Origin of the sequence: Aliivibrio sp. S2TY2 (assembly GCF_028765525.1) — a bacterium.
In the GTDB taxonomy this organism is placed as follows: Bacteria; Pseudomonadota; Gammaproteobacteria; order Enterobacterales; family Vibrionaceae; genus Aliivibrio; species Aliivibrio finisterrensis_A.
Genome location: NZ_JARACS010000009.1, coordinates 119,634 through 138,847, shown reverse-complemented (window position 1 = coordinate 138,847; position 19,214 = coordinate 119,634). Strand labels below are relative to the sequence as shown.

Annotated in this window: 17 protein-coding genes; 6 read left to right on the top strand and 11 right to left on the bottom strand. The window is 36.3% G+C overall.

The genetic code is table 11. The annotated features are described in order from the left end of the window. The 11 genes from PVK63_RS14365 to PVK63_RS14315 form a co-directional block, all read right to left on the bottom strand. Nucleotides 1-807 (bottom strand): hypothetical protein, encoded by an 807-nt coding sequence (locus PVK63_RS14365; RefSeq protein ID WP_274440624.1) that lies wholly within the window; start codon nucleotides 805-807, stop codon nucleotides 1-3. Continuing rightward, the gene (locus tag PVK63_RS14360) at nucleotides 800-1,615 is read right to left on the bottom strand and encodes a hypothetical protein (RefSeq protein WP_192957868.1); all 816 of its coding nucleotides are present in this window, start codon (nucleotides 1,613-1,615) and stop codon (nucleotides 800-802) included. Before PVK63_RS14360 ends, PVK63_RS14365 begins: the two co-directional genes overlap by 8 nt. Next, on the bottom strand, nucleotides 1,615-2,280 hold the full coding sequence (locus tag PVK63_RS14355) for a hypothetical protein (protein WP_274440625.1): 666 nt from the start codon (nucleotides 2,278-2,280) through the stop codon (nucleotides 1,615-1,617). Before PVK63_RS14355 ends, PVK63_RS14360 begins: the two co-directional genes overlap by 1 nt. A 75-nt stretch (nucleotides 2,281-2,355) precedes the next feature. Continuing rightward, nucleotides 2,356-3,435: a zincin-like metallopeptidase domain-containing protein gene (locus PVK63_RS14350; RefSeq protein WP_192957870.1), complete on the bottom strand. Its 1,080-nt coding sequence runs from the start codon at nucleotides 3,433-3,435 to the stop codon at nucleotides 2,356-2,358. 3 nt (nucleotides 3,436-3,438) lie between these two features. Further along, nucleotides 3,439-3,666, bottom strand: a complete 228-nt coding sequence (locus PVK63_RS14345; protein ID WP_192957871.1) for a hypothetical protein — start codon at nucleotides 3,664-3,666, stop codon at nucleotides 3,439-3,441. After that, nucleotides 3,659-5,941 carry an ATP-dependent helicase gene (locus PVK63_RS14340; RefSeq protein WP_274440626.1) on the bottom strand — a complete coding sequence of 761 codons (2,283 nt, stop codon included), beginning with the start codon at nucleotides 5,939-5,941 and terminating at the stop codon, nucleotides 3,659-3,661. Before PVK63_RS14340 ends, PVK63_RS14345 begins: the two co-directional genes overlap by 8 nt. Nucleotides 5,942-5,949: 8 nt before the next feature. Continuing rightward, nucleotides 5,950-8,421, bottom strand: coding sequence for a DNA topoisomerase (locus PVK63_RS14335; RefSeq protein ID WP_274440627.1), 2,472 nt, complete (start codon nucleotides 8,419-8,421; stop codon nucleotides 5,950-5,952). 4 nt (nucleotides 8,422-8,425) lie between these two features. Next, nucleotides 8,426-8,941 (bottom strand): transglycosylase SLT domain-containing protein, encoded by a 516-nt coding sequence (locus tag PVK63_RS14330; RefSeq protein ID WP_192957874.1) that lies wholly within the window; start codon nucleotides 8,939-8,941, stop codon nucleotides 8,426-8,428. A 12-nt stretch (nucleotides 8,942-8,953) separates the two neighbouring features. Then, nucleotides 8,954-11,989: a TraM recognition domain-containing protein gene (locus PVK63_RS14325; protein WP_274440628.1), complete on the bottom strand. Its 3,036-nt coding sequence runs from the start codon at nucleotides 11,987-11,989 to the stop codon at nucleotides 8,954-8,956. 218 nt (nucleotides 11,990-12,207) lie between these two features. Next, the gene (locus PVK63_RS14320) at nucleotides 12,208-13,614 is read right to left on the bottom strand and encodes a secretion/conjugation apparatus DotM-related subunit (protein WP_274440629.1); all 1,407 of its coding nucleotides are present in this window, start codon (nucleotides 13,612-13,614) and stop codon (nucleotides 12,208-12,210) included. Between the two features lie 14 nt (nucleotides 13,615-13,628). Continuing rightward, nucleotides 13,629-14,177 (bottom strand): hypothetical protein, encoded by a 549-nt coding sequence (locus tag PVK63_RS14315; protein WP_274440630.1) that lies wholly within the window; start codon nucleotides 14,175-14,177, stop codon nucleotides 13,629-13,631. A gap of 74 nt (nucleotides 14,178-14,251) precedes the next feature. Here PVK63_RS14315 and PVK63_RS14310 point away from each other — a divergent pair, with 74 nt between their 5' ends. From PVK63_RS14310 to PVK63_RS14285, 6 genes are all read left to right on the top strand, one after another. Beyond that, nucleotides 14,252-14,572, top strand: coding sequence for a hypothetical protein (locus tag PVK63_RS14310; RefSeq protein WP_192957879.1), 321 nt, complete (start codon nucleotides 14,252-14,254; stop codon nucleotides 14,570-14,572). Continuing rightward, the gene (locus PVK63_RS14305; RefSeq protein ID WP_274440631.1) at nucleotides 14,542-15,270 is read left to right on the top strand and encodes a hypothetical protein; all 729 of its coding nucleotides are present in this window, start codon (nucleotides 14,542-14,544) and stop codon (nucleotides 15,268-15,270) included. The genes PVK63_RS14310 and PVK63_RS14305 overlap by 31 nt, the downstream gene beginning before the upstream one ends. After that, nucleotides 15,267-15,839, top strand: coding sequence for a hypothetical protein (locus PVK63_RS14300; protein ID WP_192957881.1), 573 nt, complete (start codon nucleotides 15,267-15,269; stop codon nucleotides 15,837-15,839). The genes PVK63_RS14305 and PVK63_RS14300 overlap by 4 nt, the downstream gene beginning before the upstream one ends. Then, nucleotides 15,839-16,534 carry a hypothetical protein gene (locus PVK63_RS14295; RefSeq protein WP_192957882.1) on the top strand — a complete coding sequence of 232 codons (696 nt, stop codon included), beginning with the start codon at nucleotides 15,839-15,841 and terminating at the stop codon, nucleotides 16,532-16,534. Before PVK63_RS14300 ends, PVK63_RS14295 begins: the two co-directional genes overlap by 1 nt. A 130-nt stretch (nucleotides 16,535-16,664) precedes the next feature. Continuing rightward, nucleotides 16,665-17,783 carry a DotH/IcmK family type IV secretion protein gene (locus PVK63_RS14290; protein WP_255257958.1) on the top strand — a complete coding sequence of 373 codons (1,119 nt, stop codon included), beginning with the start codon at nucleotides 16,665-16,667 and terminating at the stop codon, nucleotides 17,781-17,783. Then, on the top strand, nucleotides 17,776-19,197 hold the full coding sequence (locus PVK63_RS14285) for a hypothetical protein (protein WP_192957884.1): 1,422 nt from the start codon (nucleotides 17,776-17,778) through the stop codon (nucleotides 19,195-19,197). Before PVK63_RS14290 ends, PVK63_RS14285 begins: the two co-directional genes overlap by 8 nt. Nucleotides 19,198-19,214 lie beyond the last annotated feature (17 nt).

Here is a 19,214-nt window from a genome sequence, read left to right as displayed (position 1 = left end):
TTAATGCCTTGCTAAGCTTGAAGCCTGCATTAACAATGAATGATCCAACCATTTTGAAACCACATTAGAATAATCTTGATAGCTATCTACTCCTAACAACGAGTTACTTAATATCAGCCCCGATAAATCCTTCAGATTGTAACTATCAAATGTTAAATCATACTGCTTTAGCAACTCATAAAGACTACGCGCCTGTTGATATTTAAAAGGACATATATTTGATTTCATCGGTAAATTTCTTGAAAAATCCGCACTATACAAACTTGGTGATATTTGTAATAAATGATGAAATGAACTCGCAATGCCAAAGACCTCTTTTTGATATTCTGCTGTGTTTACTATCGGTTCGATAACAACGTCATTAAAGTTTAATTCAAATAAATAATTAAACGAACGACCTGTGACATCTTGAGAGATATTCATTACCAACTCTAAAATGACATGGTATTGCTCAATTCTGACCATATCGACCCAGCTATGAAAAAAAGACTCATCATGCCTTAAACCTAGTAATCCTGAAGAGTATTGAGGTAAGTCATTTCGGTCATAATAAGCAATCGCACATGCCCTCGCGAACCTTGGCCCTAACGTTATATCAACTGATTCGACATGAGATAAGTAAAAACTTCGCTGATTATCTTCATCATTAAGCAATTCTGATAGCTCATTAACTTGACCAGAAAGAAGATCACTTACCATGCTTTTTATTTGAGGTTCACACTCTTTAAACCAACGCAATGCCTCATATTGAACAATACCAATGCTTGCATCTCCAAATAATGTCCCACTCATATAAATATCAGACATCGCACATCTCCCATAAGGCATATGATTCACTTACTACTTTATTTTTCTGAAAATCAGGGGCTTTCAGGCGGCCAGTATAGTCAATAAGTTGTACTTGAACTTCATTATCAAACGTTGCTAAAACACGACCAATATACTTATTCATAAGCAGCCCTGAATTAGAATCTAACTTACAAACAACATGATTATACTTCCCCTCTATCGCAAATTTATTTTGATAGAAGGCTCGTTGTTCTGTACGTAAAACCTCTAACGCTTCCGCTTTCTCTCGTTTTAACTTTCGTTGAGTAAGCTCTTCATCCCAAAATAATTTCATTTCTCGTTGCTTGTGAGTTAAGAACCCAAGCGAACGAACATGATCTAACCATGCTTGATTTTCAGGATTAAATGGGACCGTAACCATTAAGTCATGTTGAGTTAAATCGTCACATACCGCAGATTGGGAAGGTTCAAATGAGTACGCAAAGATAGGGGCTTTAATATCCTCTTTTACACAATATTGGCCATCTCTATAGCCTTCAGAATCATCACATAATGAATCCAATGCATTGACTAGCAAAACCCTATCTACAGCGTCACCACACCAATTAGCGGATAATTGCTCTGTCATAAATTGAGGGTCATTACTTAAGTATATTAATGGCTTACTTGGTGTATCGAGATTAGCCCACTTTTCAATATAATAAATTAGATCTGTATTTATAGAAGATAATGATAATACAGGCTGAGTTTGTTGAACTGCTTCCTCAGTGGTGGAACATGCCACCACATTAAGTAATACAGATAAAATCAATGCAAAACGAAGCATTAAGCGTTCTCCTCTTGCAACCTAAACGCCTCTTCTTCCACCTCTTCTAAAGAAGGTAAACCATCTTCTTTTGCATTCATCGTGAAGAATTGAGGCTCATTTTCTTCTGCTACTTTTTTAATTATTGAAGCTGGAGAAGACAAAATAATAGCGTCTTCCATAGCCACTAATGATAGTTGATTAAACTTAGCAAATGAACGCGAGAAATGTACTGTCTGATAAGGTTCAGCTTTTAATTCACTAAACTCATTTACAAAAGATTGCGTAAAATCATTAGATTGAGGGATGAAAGAAATGACTTTCAATAGTTGCCCTGTCATATCATCAACAAAATGCACTTCAAAGGTAGCAACTTCGCCTACCGTTGGATAGATTGGAAAATCAATTATTTGAGGATTAATCGGAACTAAACTCGTAAAGTTGCTTGAGTTCAATTTAGTGCGCCAATGAGCACCTAAAACCATAGCGCACCCCTCTCGATAGATAGAAAGGGAGACATCAGTAATGTTATTAACTGACTTACTATTTAGTACTTTTAGAATTACGTAATTTTTATTATAGGTAAATAACGACATAAAAATACGCTCTTTACTGACTACTACGCTTTCTTGAGGGTATTGTTGACCAATAAAAGCAAAGTAATTGATATCATCTGGTGAATACATAGAAACCTCTTTTATAACTAAAAATATTATTTAACTGACGTTGTGTATTGTAACATAACCATCAATTCAAAAAACTTAAAAAGCCACAGTTAACGGCTCTGATTCTTGTTTTTTGATCTCTTGGGATTTTTCTAAAAAACGCTCCATTGACTGTGAAAACACATCTTTACATCGTGCTTCTAATTCAGTTTTGTAAGCATCAATTTCAGGTTTCATTCCCGATGATTGAACAATAAAGTTAGAGCAACGTTCAGCTTGAAATAATGAGTCTACGAAATCCTGTTTAGGGTCTTTGCACTCATCCAAATAGTGTCCTAAGTAACGAGCATTAAGTTTACTTTCAATGTTTCTGAATAGCTTTTTACCTAACATATAAGATGTAAATTCTGCGACCAGCTCCTCACGAGCATAAGCTTGTTTTTTTGTTTCTCCTTTTTGAGCTTTCACATCACGATTCATACAACTTTCATGGGCTGTAGCGTGGCCAATTTCATGAAAAGAAACACCATAAAATGAAGACTTAGAACGAAATAAATTAGGGTGCGGCATTTGAATAGCATGATCTTTAGGTGAGTAATGAGCTGAATCACAATGACTAAAGATAATATCTACATTCATTTTTTCCGCACTACCGCGAATGAACTCTTCAATTGCTTGGTCTTTTTCAAATGGTTTTTTAGTAATATTGAGCTCTTCCAGTGTTGGCATAGGTGGCGCATTTGTAAAACAGCTCATATGAAAGACAGTCTGATAACTCCTGTAAGGCTTTTCAAGCTTCTCCATCGTCTTAGTGCCGTCTTTATCTTTTACTTCTTTATGCGTTTTATACAATAAGACCTTGCTGCCCTTAGAGCCTTTACGCATCTTAAGACCAATATTTTTCGCTTGATTAAAACCAATAAAGCGATTATCCCAATCCCCTGACTCATGTAAGTTATTAACTAAATGACGTTCCAAGTTAGAGGCATTTATTCCCGAGTAAAACCGTCCAGTAAGAGCGTTAATAGGTAATGCCAATTCAGGTACAGCCGACCACATTGGTCCTTTTTCAAGATTTGGCCCATCTAATTCACTTTTAAAAGATTCAAACAGAAGATTAAATTCATCTTCCCAAATATCATTAATACGAGTGGCGACTTGATTCTTCTTAGCCATAATTTAACCCTCTCTAATATTCAAAATTGAATCAATATGCTCAACCTCATTCCAAATATCAGACTCATCCATGATTTGTTGTAGGTCATGATGAATAGACTCATGAGCTAAATCTAGCTCATCGCTATCAATAACAAATTCATCAAGAAGTGCTGATTCTGCATTGGATGATTTACTCAATGCTTTCTCAAAATCTAACGGGGCATTATGGTTCTGATTTAAACTAGTCATGATTAATATCCTTGTTAATACTTAATGTATCCATATTAGAGAACAAGGTTTCTTCACCGTGAGAAACAGCACGGTAAGTAACCGTATCCTTCAGCAGATATAAAAATCGTAAAGGATCACATTGTTCTACGTTATTTCTAAAAACTCGTGTTGTAGAGTAAGTAAAATTAAGGTGTTCTATCGCTCTTGTTAATGCAACATAAAAAAGTCTTAATTCTTCCTCATATTTATCAGTACCGCTCTTTACTTCTGGCTCTTTCCACCAACTTTCTTCAGAGCAACCGATCACAAATATGGCTTCTTTTTCTAATCCTTTGCTTGCGTGAATAGTCATCAACTCAATGTCTGTCGTATTCTCTTCATCATCTTTCTTGTTTACTTTATCTAGTAGTGGTCGAGTACAGATGTACTTAATAAGATTCGCATCTGATAACGACTCTTCATAACAAGCATTGAATATTAAATTGAAGTGTTTAACCGCTAAGTCTTTAGATGTATTAAGACGCCTCTTGCGGTCTTCAGGCGAATAAAACATATATTTATAGCGCTCAGCATAGATAGTACAAAGCTCTTTGACAAAATCGCGTACAGCACCCCAGAATGGTTCCATCAAGCGATTCTCAATCTCTTTGCAATGTTCCTCTGGCATATTGGCATATTGCTCATTCATATCACGACAATAACTATCAAACGTTGAAATGCGAGATGTGCGGCCAGAACAATGCATGATCATTTTTAATACTTGAGATAAGTGATTTTTTGTCGAGGGTTTACATAAGTTTTGTTCAAGAATATAAGACAGTAATTGATGATTATTTACTTCTTTATGGCCACCACTTCGAAATGACTTAAGCGCAGAATTCAAAATCCCTGTTGTGATACCAAATTCAACAAAAGAGGCAAAGAAACAACGCACAGCCTTAATTGAATATGGATTAAAAATTAAGTGCATATAAATAACGATATCTCGTATATCTGGTTCTTCATACAGCCCTTTGTCATTACCTATACGTCGATAAGATACACCACGCGAAATAAGGTAGTTTTCCATATTTTGGCCAAGTTTGTTAAAGCGGTATAAAATGCCTATATCTTGTGGAGCCACCCCACTACTTTTCAAGGCTATAATTTTATTTACTATACTGTTCGCTTCTTGGTCTTCATTGTCATAACGAGAGACTAAGGGCATAACTTCAGACTCTTTATGCCCTATCATATCCTCACTGACTAATTGAATTTTCATGCTTTTAGCAATCGCATTACCTGCGGCCACCACCTTATGAGTAGACCTAAAATTATCAGGCAAGTTAGTAATAACCAGATCTTTAAATTGTTTATTAATGTTGGCCATAAGGTAGCAATTACTTCCACGAAATGAATAAATGGCTTGTTTAATATCACCGAACATAGATAAGTTTTTACCATCACCAACCAATGCCAATAAAAACCGATACTGGCAAACATTCGTATCTTGAAACTCATCAACTTCAAAAATCTTATATCGCTGCTTAAGCTTAATTCTCACGTCCCTTTCTTTTTCAAGTAGAAGCATTGAAAAAACCAGCACTTGGTCAAAATCAATAGACTCACGCTCTCGCAATGTACTGTCGTAATAAATCCATGTTTTTAAGAAATAGATATTCGAATACATACTAGAATCAACATCAGATAAAACTAATTTTTCATTCTCGTTATTAAGCTCTTCAATTGACGAGTACGGGAAGTTAGGTTGTGTCGCTAACTCTTGAAAATAAGTCATAGGGGTAAAACCATAAGATCGAGTTAAGCTTAACCAGCTAGAAAACTCATCATTTGGTTTTTCAAAAAAACACTCTAAATGCTTTCTTTGAGATTGAGATAACCCCGTCATCATGGCGTTTTTACGTATGTGATCGAGTGATAGATTTGAAAACTCAATAGCAAGCGTTTTACCCACGCAACCAAGAGAGCGTAAATATGGATGACCCCAATTAGGTCGTAATATGCGATTCATAGCAAAACTATGAAAAGTCGAAATAATTGCTCTACTGCCCAGCTCTGGTCCTATTAGTTTATTAACTCTTTCTCTCATTTCACTGGCGGCATCACTTGTAAATGTAATAGCAACGACTGATTCAGGATCTCCCGAATTATAAATTGCTTTAACGATGCGTTTAGTTAATACGGACGTTTTACCAGCTCCAGCTCCAGCAGTGATGACCGTTGGACTTCCACTATGTAAAATACCTTGTTGTTGTCGTTCGGTCATTCCATCGAGCAATTGATTAACGTCCACTCTGTCACCTATTTAGTTCTAAGTTTGTTGATTAAATTCATGGTTTGCTTGCGCGATTTATAGATTAATTTTGATACTGGATAGCGATGCTTAGCCGCAAGGCGTTTAAGCGTATTGATTTGCTCATCTGAAGGGGTTAGCTTCTTTTTACACTCATCGATGAATACATGACACTCACTGGCCGTTTTCTTGGCTTTTTCGGGCATTCGTATCCCTGATTGTTTTGATAATTTTATCGCTTTGAGCATCTGGGCTTGTGTTGGAGGGTTTGAGCTTTTTCCTTGTATCGCCTGTTTACGGATATCAATTCGACGCTCATCACGTAAAGTATTATTACATGTTGATAACCCTGATTGTTCCAACTGCTCTTTCATACTGGAGTGCATAACTGAAGCATTAGCAAGTAGCCATTTCTCTGCAAGCGAATTACTATTTAATACTTGAACAGGGAGCTCAAGTTGCTTCAATCTAGCTAACTGTTTAACCTTGAAAATTAATTCTTTTGAAGGCAACGTATCATTTCCAGACGAAACGCCCTGTACATTACGTCCGTAACGTTTATTCAAAAATTTAATGTATGTTTCTAGTTGAGTGTATATTTTTCTAATAAACCCATCACGCATCTGTTTAGCAAGTTCAAGATCATTACACGTCTCTATCTTATAGAACTCATGTTCCCATATTGCTGTTGTCACAGGGCTTTTAAATTGGTTCGGTAACGTACTTAAAATGGCTTTTCCTTTACCTGTAATAATAATGCAACGACGTTCATCAATAATTGAAATTTCAACATAATCACGCTTAAGTAAAGACGCTACAATTTTATCTCGTGTTGAAGCAGAACCAAGCCCTTTTGTTTCATGCAGTAATTTGGCAACTACTGGATCTGAAACTTGATCCCCAACCTTAAGCATGACTAATGGGATCTCATTTTCTGCATAATATTGAGGGATATCTAGCGCCTCAGCTCTGACATTGATTTTATCCAATAAGATAATATCGCCTTCATTTAGCGCTATGTATTTGCTTTTACTTTTCTCTAGATTTGAAGTGTATGTAGATTTTTCAAATGAGAAAGGGGCGTCTTGCTCCCCCAGCATTCCATTCTTATCATTGGCAAATTTTCCAGTGACCGTTGTTATACAAACAGACTTCTCCCCCTCAAGTGCCGAGGTGAAGCGTTCGCATATTTTGGAATAAACAGCGATTTCAGTATCAGTTAAATTTGATAAATTCGCTTGTGCCGAGGTTGGTGATAATGCCGTATGAGCGGCTGAAATATCATTGCTTTGATTATTACTATTATCTGGTAATGCATTTTCAATTAACGACTCATGTTTTTCTAAAAAACCTCTTGATGATTTAGAGGTTCGGTCTGACACAGAATTAAGGTTATTGTCCATACTGGCAAATAAAGCGCTTAATTTATCAGAAGTCATATCATCGTCAGGTAATGCCGTCTCATCTGTTCTTGGATAAGTAATCAATCCCTTTTCATACAGTGATTGTAAAACATCAAGTGTTTCAGTTGGCGATAATTCTTTCATATCAGCTTGCATTGAAGCCGTATCATACATATCTGGGGCTGCGACCATATGCATTTCATTGATAACTGATTCAATAACAAATTCATCATTGAGTGATTTTTGTTGAATATATTTTTGAGCTAGACGTGGATCAGATAAAGCCGATGCTGGTAAACCAAGTCGCTGCCAATCATAGTAAAAAGTAACCTTAGCCCCTGATTCCGTTCTTCCTTCGACGTAAGGGCAATGAACTTGCTTTAACTTAACATTTTCAACAAGACAACACTGATCATCAATCAGTTGTAATACAGGAATAAGTACTCTACCGACAGACACAACACTTTTTTGTTTATCTGTATAGCCAGCAAGCAAAGGATGTAAGCACCCTTTTCTACCATAGAACGTCATAACCGATGTTAATAATGCATAACCTAAATCGCCACATAACCGAGCTTGTGCTGAATAATGCTTAGCCTTCGTTTTTCTTGCATCAAACAAATTGTCATACGCAGCGTGGATCAATGACTGAGTAATACCTTTACTCAAATCTAAACGTAAAACTACAGCACTGGTTTGAGCAGAATTAAACAGATCATAAAAAATACGTTCGCCTTCTTTATCTGGGTCGCATGCGTTTACAATAACATCATGCTCTTGCATGAGCATAGGCACACGCTCACGCAAATAACCTGTAGATAACGATCTTTTACGAACACGAATAGTGTAATCAACCGTTGGTAGCATAAACAGCTCTGTAGGCAACGATTCAAATGGTTTCGGGTCCGACCAAGTATACAGTTCATCTTTTAAATGCTTTGGTTGAAATAAATGACCTTGAGAATATGCAATGACATCCCCTGCCTCATTATAAAAGAATGGCCATGAGAACTTCTCGAATTTTAAAACCTTCGCTAATACATGAGCCATGCGATATTTTTCAGCAACGATCAACATAAATTCACCGATTCATTACAAGTTGATTAGATTCATTAAAACGTTCTTTTTCTTTTTGAAGTCGTTTGTATTTTTTGGTGATGTGCTTTCTATAAACAAAGTGAGGCGCTTTATTCTTTGCATTCACAAACCAGTGATAATTCGCCATTGCTGTTAATGCATTTTTCGCAGTACCTTGACGTAATTCTATTATTTTCGTTCCAACAAATACGTTATCGCATAAGTCATAAAGTACTCTTGACCAATCAACCTTAAATCCTAAACGTAAAAACTCCTCAGCCCATGTTTCATAGTTAATCTGCATCTGCCCCATATCATGCGTACCATCACTTTTATTTCTACGGTATTCCCCTGTAGTTCCAGCTTCTTGCTTTGCAATGGTATAAATATAATCAGGGTGGATTTTATAGTGTCTCGCAGCTTTAATTACACAGGTAGCTAGCTTTTCACCCTTATTGGCCTTGTATTCATAAAAAGCCAAATCCATTGAAGTAATGGTGTTATCTATAGGGATATCCATATCTCTTCCGTCCTAATTCATGTCACCAAACATATCGTTCAATAGATCATCTGCCATTGAGCTTTCTGTTTTGGTTATTGTTGAATGTACCGTTTCTACATAATGCTTTGCGTCATCTTCACTTAACGAATCCAGTACTGGCTTTTCTATGTAATTAGATGGCGCTATATATGCTTCTTTAATCTCTTCGAAATTCAAGCCTGTTATTTGTTCACCATCATTAAATAATTTGGTCACTGTTTTGCTAATCGCTAACTCGCTTTGTTGCCCACTAGAATCAGAAACATTCGATTCATTACTCTCTTGAGCTTCATCTGTTTGGTCACTTTCATCATTTGTGTTGTTAGCTTCTGAATCACTATCTTCAAGCGTTCGACCAAATGGCAAAGACTCATTTTGATTATTTAAATGAGATTCAAGGGCGTCACCTGAAAGTAATAAATGAGATAATGACAACTCTTCAGTCTCTTCATCATTACTTGGTGTCGGTGTAGATTCCTGTTTTTCTGAAAAATACGCTAAATAATCATCATCAATTTCTGGTCGTTCATCGTCTCCGAAATCAAATTCACCGTTAACCTCAGTATTAAACGTGACACCGTCACTTGCTGTTTCATTTTCATCATCATTAATAAGAGGGAAATCACTAACACTTTCAATTGAAAGCCCTAGCGATGAAGCGTTTCTTTTCATAATAGCTTCAGGTGTTAAGTCGTCTTCTTGAGTGTCTTTGGTTGTATCTTCTATTGCCTTCTCTGGGGTATTAGTGCTATGACCATGCGAAGGCAAAGATTCATCACTTTGAGCGCTCTCTGTATCATTGGCTTGCTCTGGTGCGGAAAACTCAGAGAACTCAGAAAAATCATCTTCCGTTGGCTCACTAACAATCACTTCATCGTTATTGCTTGTTATTACATGACGAACATCTACATCAACATTCCCCGTTCTATGCTTCAATTCAGACGTATTTTCTAAAGCACTTATTGCACTATCAAAAGTATCTTCTTGATCTAATAGCAGCTCATCAACGAGTGTGTAAGTCATGATATGAAGCAAATGACGATACTGACTTCCAATATCTTTTGCGGCAGCTAAATTAGAATTTAAAGTGTCAGTAAATGCCTTAATAACTGCATTAGATGATTCTGTTTCATCAATCTTATTAAGGGTATTCGCTTTAACTTGATTATTCATATTCAGCATTGATTTAACACGCTCAACGTCGTCATCAGGTGGTGTTAACAGTTCTGCGAAGATATTTAATTTAAAATAATCTAATGTGCCATCTCTTTTATCATCAGGAAAAAATGTTGCTGATTTAAATGGAGTAACGCTACCACGATAAAGATAGATACCTTCCATTGGGTCAGCCGCAGCCATATCACGAGCATCTATCAACTCTTCTTTCGATAATTGCAAACGGTCTGCATTTCTCCAACCAAAAGTATTATTCGCTTGTAATTCACCTAATTGAGTAGAAACAACAGAACCAACAGATTTAGAAATCAATTCCATTGTTTCGTATACATCTTGAGTAGAAAATAAGAACTTGTTGTTTAAGTTAGCAAGTGACTGACGACCTTCCGATTCCCCTGCATCATAAATACCTTTAAGCGATTGCCCAAGCATTGAGATAGCCACATTAGATGAGCGAAGTAATGATAAAAACTGACTCATACCACGAGTGTAATAGTTAAGAACCTCATCAAAAGAGATCCGAACAGGGATAATTCTATTTGAAGGTAAAGAATCCACCACTTCCAGCTTGGTTCCTTGGACCTTAAACCCTAATAATGGAGCACAGGCTGGACGTAATGCCCCCACAACCATGCGCCCTAACTCGGCCATTGCATCGGGTTCTTTTTCAATTGAAGGGAGTAACACAATTACAATTTGACCATGTGCTATTGCATTACGTAAATTAATATCACTTCCTGTAGAACAAAATATATGTCCTAACGATTCAACCATTTCATTGATTGTTTTTGCGAGCATTGAACGGTTATAGGTATGTTGTTCTTCTGCCTTAGCATTAATCTCAAAGCCTTGATCTACATCCATCGCAAAATGCGCATCTTCGACGGCATTCAATGTTTTTAAATATTCACGTAAAGGTTTAAGAACATCGATGGGCATACTATTATCAGCCGCTAACCTAAACATGGTTTTTAATTCAATATTTTTTTGAATTACAGCCGCATCTAGTGGCTCACCAAGCTCATCACGACGCCAACAAAGAACAGAGAAAACCCCTGTAAGCATGGTATTTGCACGGTCTCTAAAGAAATCTGAATTACCACCTTCTGAGCTTTTACCAAAGGACATGATAAGCCCTCTCGCTTCTTCTTTATTTAAAACTGAAAAAGGCTGGAACTTATTTGATGACCAATCATCATCTAACATGGCCTTTAAATTTTGGGTTATACCACCAGTTAGAAAGTTTAGAATGCGAAGATCATGAATACGGCCAGCACGAACTATATAAAAAAGAAAATCGTACAAGCCTGCTATAGAGCCTTTACCATCAAAAAGCAGCATAGGCGCACCGTATTTAAAATGGCCATGCAAACACGTTTGATATAATTGAGCATTTTGAGTAACAGTTTTACCTGACCCTGTAGTTCCTAAAATAAGACTCATTCGAGTCTCTCTATCAATAGGGATCCACATCTGGCGGCCAAACAATAAATCATAGCCAATCAACATAAATGCTTTGAGCTTATGTTGTTTTTTGTTTCGTCCATCTTCAGGAATCCACCCGTTACCTTTAGAAAAAGTCGGTGCAGATATTAGATAATCAAATTGAACACTAACGGCATAGATACCAAACAATAAAAATAGAACGAAAATAAAATAACTATATGATGGTAAAAACAACACAGCTAAAGCAGCTAAAAAATACAACACATCTAGAACACAAGGGATTAAAGCAATAATGCGAGCATAAATAGGCCTCGTATCAATGTGACGTGATTTATTCTCAAATAAGTCATTACTCATTGCTAAACGGGTTTTTTGCTTAAAGGTACTCGCAATTGGATCAGACATGCAATCCTCCTCGTATCAGTATCAACATAATCATTTAGCAACCTTCGTGTCATTAAATGAAGCTGAGTTACAAAGAAAAGGAATTTCAATAAATTGTTGCGAATAAATGTGACATAAGAAAACGGACTCTTTCTCATTTAATTGATCATGATGAAAGTCAGTGCAATGAGAACAGTTTTTATTGTGTTCTAAATGAGTGAATACGTTTTCTGTTAATATCATAAATTTGGCTCCAGCTTAGATTTTAATAAACTCATTGCCTCTTTATCGTTAAATTCAAATGCACGAGATTCTGACAAGTCATTATCCTTAAGCATTTGCTGGTTTAACTCTTCAATAAGGTTACGTCTTGGTGGCTTTTTCGCAGCTATACGCATTGCATCTTTTTCCAATACACTAATTCCAGTATCTACATACGGCTTAATTACTTTTTCACCTGCCAATTTTTCCATAGACCAATGCGCCATAACCCCTAAAGCTTCATAGAACGGTTTCTCTTCACTGGCGCTATATAAGGTAAAATACAAAATACGATCACGACGTTGGATCATATAAAATTCAGTTGATGCGATAATTGCATTAAGACGCACCACCCTTAGTAGCTCAACTAAATAAGTTCTTCGATAGGCATGACGTTTAGTAAGATTTAAAACAAAATCAGCAAGAGGTACTGACGGGTGGTTATATCGAGCGCAAAGCGTATCAAAAACACTTCGTTCGATACCGTTGAACAATAAGCGTAATTCAGAAGCCGTGCCGTTATATTCACGGCCATTATTAATTAAGCCATCTAAAGAGAATCCACCTTGAATCTTTAGTTCCTTCGTTTCAGGGTCTTTAACCACAACAAGCTCAATTAATTCACCACTTTTATCAAATAATCGTGGTACAAAATCCTCATCCAAATAATAGCCACCATGTGAAGGGGGATCTGTTATCTGACGTTCAAGAGATATTCGAGCGCTAATACGACAAAAATCTACCTGCTTTTTATAGCGGTTGATAATGGCAATAGGCCTAAATGATGTTTCTTTTTTATTTAATTCTGCTTCTGAATGTTGCTCTAATTCTTCATTAGAAGCGTTCATAGGTGGGCAAGCTTCAATATAAGTTTGAGGTGAAATAGCTTGAGCATGTCTATTGTGATAGTCACAGCGATTCGAAAAATCATACTTACGATTATTTTTTAACGGATTATCATGAACCAAAGACTCTAATGATTCAGATTCATCAGCATACTGCTCTAAAAGAGTTTGGACATTAAACTCCCCTGTGACTTTCTGTGAATTAAAACGCATACGAACAGCAATAACAATCAACACCCCTGCATATAGGAAACGCAGATATGTATTTAAGCTTGCTTCAAATGCAGAGACAAACTTCCATCCAATTCTATTTGGTGGTGTTTTTTCAAGTTGAGAAAGGAAATGATCGAAATACTCAATACCGACAAATTGAAAAGTCGCATTCCACCACCACAACTCAAGTAATCGCATGCCACGCCACACCGTTATGAATTTCTCTGAATGCATATATAGCATTGCAATAACCAAAGTTAAGACAATTAGCCAACTAAACCATGCTCCCAAAACTTGAAATGCGCCATCTGGTTTATTTTCTTGCACTTTAATTCCTCCCCTTAGCTTTTCGCTTTAAATTCTAGCCACATATTACGGACTAGTTTTTTAGAAAAACGGAATAACCAAACCAAAAAATATCTAACAGGATCAAGAAGTCTGGTCATTGGTGGAAGGCCCAAGTGCATGCGAACAGCGTTGGATATGAAGGCCAAAAGTAAAAATAAAATAGGGAAAGGAACTAGATATAAACTGTTATTAACAATAAATGGGGGAACCGTAGTACTGCTGTAAAGACTGAAGATAATAAAAGCAAGGAAAAGGGTCGTAATGACAAATCGTATGCAGAGCTTGCCAATAGCGCTAAGGTAACTAGCCATTAACGCTATAACATCACTGTCTTCTCTTTTTTTGAGCTTTCTTGCATAAAGCAATGAAGATGCGCCCAAGATAGAAAAAAGTATGACACTAACAAATACTGACGTTATAACAATAAACATATAAGCATAAATAAAAGACTTACTAGGTGAATTAAACCATTCAGCAAATTTACTTGGTTGAGTAGAGTGTTTTCCATCTTCTTTTAAGTGTTCTGCATCTAAACTTGACATGATTACATTTCCATATGATTTATATTTTTTTTATAATACACTTACACAAGGTTTATACAAGTATCATGAAGTCTATGGAAAAACAAAACAATAGAAACAATGCTGTGGTGGAAGTCAAATTTAATGATGTGATAAGTAAACTACCAGCATCAAATCAAAGACAAATAAGAATTGGTCCATTTTATTTTAACATGCCTAAATTTTGGCTAGATGACAGGAAGTGTGCTTTCGTCGCTAGAGTACTGAGAAATATCACCGTTGTAATGGTGGCTCTAAGCTTAACGCTAGCCACGGTATCCTTAATTATCAACGATAAAAAAAGAGAATGGAATCTACATACATACAATCAAGATGGAGAAGTTAAATGGATACAGAAACTAAACAAAATTCAATAAATGAGAATCAAATCATTGCCGATCACTTCCGTTCAGTTTCATTTAAATCGAGCAGAACGCCATTGATAATACTCGTTACTCTCAGTCTATTATTCTTGGTTTTGGCTGGTTTCTCAAAAAATTTACTAATGAAATCTTCAGGGGTTTTTGAACTACCTACAGACACCTCAAGTGGTGGTATAAATACCTCATTAATTATTGATGAAAAACATTACTTCGATGATCGTGTTGCTTTGGTTCAATCTGTTTCAGCAAGAAATCTTACCGCCATTCTGACACAAACCACCTCAACATTTACCAACATCCACAACACTCTAATTAAATACGCCACCCCTACGGGTTATGCAGATATCAAAGCAAATCTAAAACATTATGGATTAGAAAAAGAACTTACAAATAATGATAAAATACAACGTTTACATATGCGTTTTTCCAAAGGCGTACCACTTGTCATTGTTCCTCACTACCCTGACTGGGTTAATGAAGAAGAAATAAACAATCCATTAGCAAGGCAATTACTTCCAATTGAAAAGTGGACATTACAAGCTGAAGCTATGATAATTTTAGGTGAAAGCTCCAAGTCTCCCACGACTCAGTTTCGTATCAAATTCAACTTTGACATACTCCCAACACAGCCTAACTACACACCTGAAAGTTTGTTGATTGATAGAATGTCGCTATGGGAAGTAATACGATGAAACATTATTTCACTGCTGCTTCTTTGGTATTCATTCTTTTATCATGGGTAGCGGTTATCGCCATGAATTCTTTTATTACTCAAGAACCTGAAAGAATAGCTGTGATGAAAGTAAAAGATAATGATCAAGATAAATTGAAACGGGTTCCCGTTCGAAGTACTGCGAGCTTAACAGACCAAAAATTAATTAACTGGCTTGAAAAAACGATACCAACGTGTTTTTCATTCACCGTAGTTAATATCACATCAAAGTCTGAATATTGTTCAAGCAACTACTTTCAAACCAGTGCAGCAAGAGCTTATAGGAATAATTATGTAAATGAGCTAGAACCATTATTGACATCTAAAGGGGCGAATATCTATGTTGGTCTCCCTTACTCTCCAATAATCATGTCCTCGCCTTCGCGTGAAGAGAAACGTTTCTATTATGTTGTTTATGCTCAAACTATTTCGTCACTTGTGGAAAGGAAAACAACGTCCCCATCATCGAGAGGAATAACATTATGGATTGCACCACAAAAACACGCTAAGAATCCAAATCAGTTTACGATTATAGGGATCAGAATGTAATGAGCAAAAATATCTCGCACGAAAAAGTTGACCCAGCAATGCAAGCTGCAATTGAATATGGCCAATTCATCCGAAAAGAAATTGTTTTCTGGTTTGGTATTATGTGGGTTAGTTTTGGCTTAGTTATTCATACAGCTTATCAGTTTTATACAATTCAAAGTTTTGATTACAATCGTGGGTACATCGCCATAAATGACCATGAGACCCCATTAAAAACAACGCCTTTAACCCAGCCTCATCCAAATAAAAGTGATGCAGAAATCATCGAATGGGCCATTAAGAACCTTACTTACTGCTTAACTTTCGATAATGTCAGCTATGCCATGATAAGTTCAGAATGCAACGCTAATAAATTCTCATTGAATCGACAAAAAGAAAACAGTGAATTTAATCATGGCCAACTCTTCTACCGTGCATTAGAGAAATCTGAATTAATCAAAATAATGATCAGTAATAGCACATCAATGACAGTAGACATTAAAAATGTAGTATTAAAAAACAAAGGAATAAAACAACGAGCAACACCAAGCGGCATGAAAGGTTTTTACACATATGAGCTAGATATGACGCTCCGATTTCTTATTTACGGACAAAGATTAGATGCTCCAATTCGATACATTGTTACCTTGGAGCGAATGAGTGAAATATCTCGACGCGAAGCGATTGGCATTAGAAGCATGGTAAGTAATGATTAACATGTGATATAGCCTCCCATTTTTTAAAAAAATAATGATTTTTTTTATAATGTAGTTATTATGGGTTTATCTTATAAATAATATATCTATTTGTTGACTTATGACTTGTGTATGGAAACACTTTTACATCATGCTAAAAGCTACAGTGAAAACTTTAATCAGTATTTTCATTGTGGCTACTAGTGCGTATGCATCAGTATCCATCGTGACACAAGATGGTATCTTACCTATTGAAGAAATAGCTAAAAATAAACCGCAACCCATCTCTACAAGTTCTGTTAATTACAGCCAAGAACAACAAACCGTTACCCCTTTATCTTTACTTCGAAAATACGGAACAATTGAAAATGCTCTATTTAATCTTGATAATTTATCTCAAGAAGAACAAGAGGTATTAAGAGACTTAGCAATTCAAGAGCTGGTCGCCACTCATCGTAAAATTGAAACAAGAAAAAGAAAAGTTAACTTGAACCAGATTACTAGTGATATCAATTACAGTAATGATTTACACGCGACAACAAATAACCCAGAACAAATTAAACAAAGACGAATTATCAATGCCAGTATAGAAAAAGCTAAAAGTGAGGATATCTATACACCGCAACTATCTATTGAAACAAAACCGATTGATCCCGAAGGGAATGATGTAATATCTGTAAATACAAAGGTAAACAGCCCTGCGGCAGTTTCTTTTTTCGATCAACTAGGAAACCCTTATCCAATTGTAAAATTCTTGCCTAAAACCAATACCGAATTCGACATTGAAACTATTAATGAAAATATATTAATCATTAAAGCCAATAATGATTTTAAAACGGTTAGTGGCTTTATATTCCTCAAAGGCATTAGCCAACCAATTCCGCTCTATTTAACTTCTAATCCAGAATTTTCATTAAACACAAAACTGAATATACAAGTGCCTAAAATATCCCCTGACGCATCACAAACTATTGAGTCAGCTTTAGATCACTATACCAGCACAAGCAATAAAGATGACCCTGCAATGTATCGATTTTTAAATGGTCGAAACGTACCAAATTCTCAACGTATTAACATTGAAGGTCTTCCTCGCAATAGTCAAAGCTGGCGCTATAACAAACATGTTTATATAAAAACGCCACAAAACATGCTGTATGACATGATCGATATTAAGCGAATTGGTAATTGGAAAATTTATAAGGCTCACCCTCGTTCGAGCTATTGGTTTTCAATAAATGGTCGAGATACAGAGGTATTCGTAAATGAGTAAACCATTAGATAGCGGAAGCAACAAAGCGATCCTTTCAATTAAAGAAAGAAAAAAACGTCGTCGCGCAATAATAATTTTTTGTGGTGTGATGTTTTTTGTCGCTGTAGGTAGCATCGCAGCTTACGTCCAATCAGCTAAATCAGCCCAACTATTGACATCAAGACAGAATACTAAAGCTGCTCGCTCAAACGTAAAAACCTCTGCGGCTGAAATTACAAGAGCATCAATGTCTGACGTAAAGCCGAACACTTCACCTTCTATTGTGGCAGCAAACGACGCTCAGGAATTAGAAAAACAAGAAGCTATAAAAAATGGGGTTTCTCATATTAATAACTCCAGTGCTTTATCTTCAACTCCTACCAAAGAAGTTGAGCTTAGTTCTGCGTCGAGTAAAGAAGAACCAAAAAAAGAAGAAAAGCCCAAAACTAAATCAAAGACCAAAGTAGAGAAAAGTAAACCAGTGAAAGCCGAAGTGGTTGCAAAACCACCAACACGAAAAGAAATAGTAAATGGGAATATGGTTAAGTTATTTAAATCTGAAATGAAAAGTTATCAGCCATCGCCATTTAATACCGTTGACTACGTAACCACTTTCGCAACCACTTATACGATGGGGACAACGCCTTCGGTTATACCTACAACTGATATCGGGCTACATAAAAACATTCATGTTAAAAGCATCAAAGAAGATCAATTAGCCAAAGAGCAAGCTAAAAAAGCCCAACAAGAAAAAGACCAAATAACCTCTGAAGAGCAAGGGAATGACTCTAATGGTACTAAGACAGAAGATATGGTCCGTATCCTTAATATGGGAGATAAAGCCGTTGGCCAAATAACAGAGGCAATTAACTCTGACTACGGCTTAGATGTATTTATTGATTTGTATGATCCACCACTAACAGGCGTTCGTATTCGTGCGCAGTTTGAATTAAACCCATACCAAGATGGCATCTTACTAAAGGTAAGTGAATTGCAGTTCAAGGACCATACACAAGCAATTAGCGGTTATGCCGTTGATATTCTACAAGGTAATAAGCCTTTATTTGATAACGATGTAGATACTCACTTTGCGGAACGATTTTGGGCCAGAGGAAGTGCCGCTTTTATCGCGCCTTGGCTAGATTTCGTCACAGCTTCATCAACAACAATTGTTAATGATGGTGTGGTCATTGAAACCCCAAATGTTATCGGGGTAACAGATAGAATTATTGGGAGCTTAGCAAGCGTTGCGAAAGAATTTTTACCTGATTTACAAAAAAGAGCAGACATCCCATCAACGGTATCTGTTCCTATGAACTACCCAGCAGCCGTAGTTTTCTCTGAGCCTTTATATTTACCAAAAGGGCTCTTTGATGCTGATCCTGAAACTGAACCCGATCAATCATTTGAAACGGTTTTCCCTAACTATTATTAACCAAGTACGGAGGCATA

Coding starts and splice junctions, on each gene's coding strand:
- PVK63_RS14365 (WP_274440624.1), bottom strand. CDS start 807: ATGTCTGATATTTATATGAGTGGGACATTATTTGGAGATGCAAGCATT.
- PVK63_RS14360 (WP_192957868.1), bottom strand. CDS start 1,615: ATGCTTCGTTTTGCATTGATTTTATCTGTATTACTTAATGTGGTGGCA.
- PVK63_RS14355 (WP_274440625.1), bottom strand. CDS start 2,280: ATGTATTCACCAGATGATATCAATTACTTTGCTTTTATTGGTCAACAA.
- PVK63_RS14350 (WP_192957870.1), bottom strand. CDS start 3,435: ATGGCTAAGAAGAATCAAGTCGCCACTCGTATTAATGATATTTGGGAA.
- PVK63_RS14345 (WP_192957871.1), bottom strand. CDS start 3,666: ATGACTAGTTTAAATCAGAACCATAATGCCCCGTTAGATTTTGAGAAA.
- PVK63_RS14335 (WP_274440627.1), bottom strand. CDS start 8,421: ATGTTGATCGTTGCTGAAAAATATCGCATGGCTCATGTATTAGCGAAG.
- PVK63_RS14330 (WP_192957874.1), bottom strand. CDS start 8,941: ATGGATATCCCTATAGATAACACCATTACTTCAATGGATTTGGCTTTT.
- PVK63_RS14325 (WP_274440628.1), bottom strand. CDS start 11,989: ATGTCTGATCCAATTGCGAGTACCTTTAAGCAAAAAACCCGTTTAGCA.
- PVK63_RS14315 (WP_274440630.1), bottom strand. CDS start 14,177: ATGTCAAGTTTAGATGCAGAACACTTAAAAGAAGATGGAAAACACTCT.
- PVK63_RS14310 (WP_192957879.1), top strand. CDS start 14,252: ATGGAAAAACAAAACAATAGAAACAATGCTGTGGTGGAAGTCAAATTT.
- PVK63_RS14305 (WP_274440631.1), top strand. CDS start 14,542: ATGGATACAGAAACTAAACAAAATTCAATAAATGAGAATCAAATCATT.
- PVK63_RS14300 (WP_192957881.1), top strand. CDS start 15,267: ATGAAACATTATTTCACTGCTGCTTCTTTGGTATTCATTCTTTTATCA.
- PVK63_RS14295 (WP_192957882.1), top strand. CDS start 15,839: ATGAGCAAAAATATCTCGCACGAAAAAGTTGACCCAGCAATGCAAGCT.
- PVK63_RS14290 (WP_255257958.1), top strand. CDS start 16,665: ATGCTAAAAGCTACAGTGAAAACTTTAATCAGTATTTTCATTGTGGCT.
- PVK63_RS14285 (WP_192957884.1), top strand. CDS start 17,776: ATGAGTAAACCATTAGATAGCGGAAGCAACAAAGCGATCCTTTCAATT.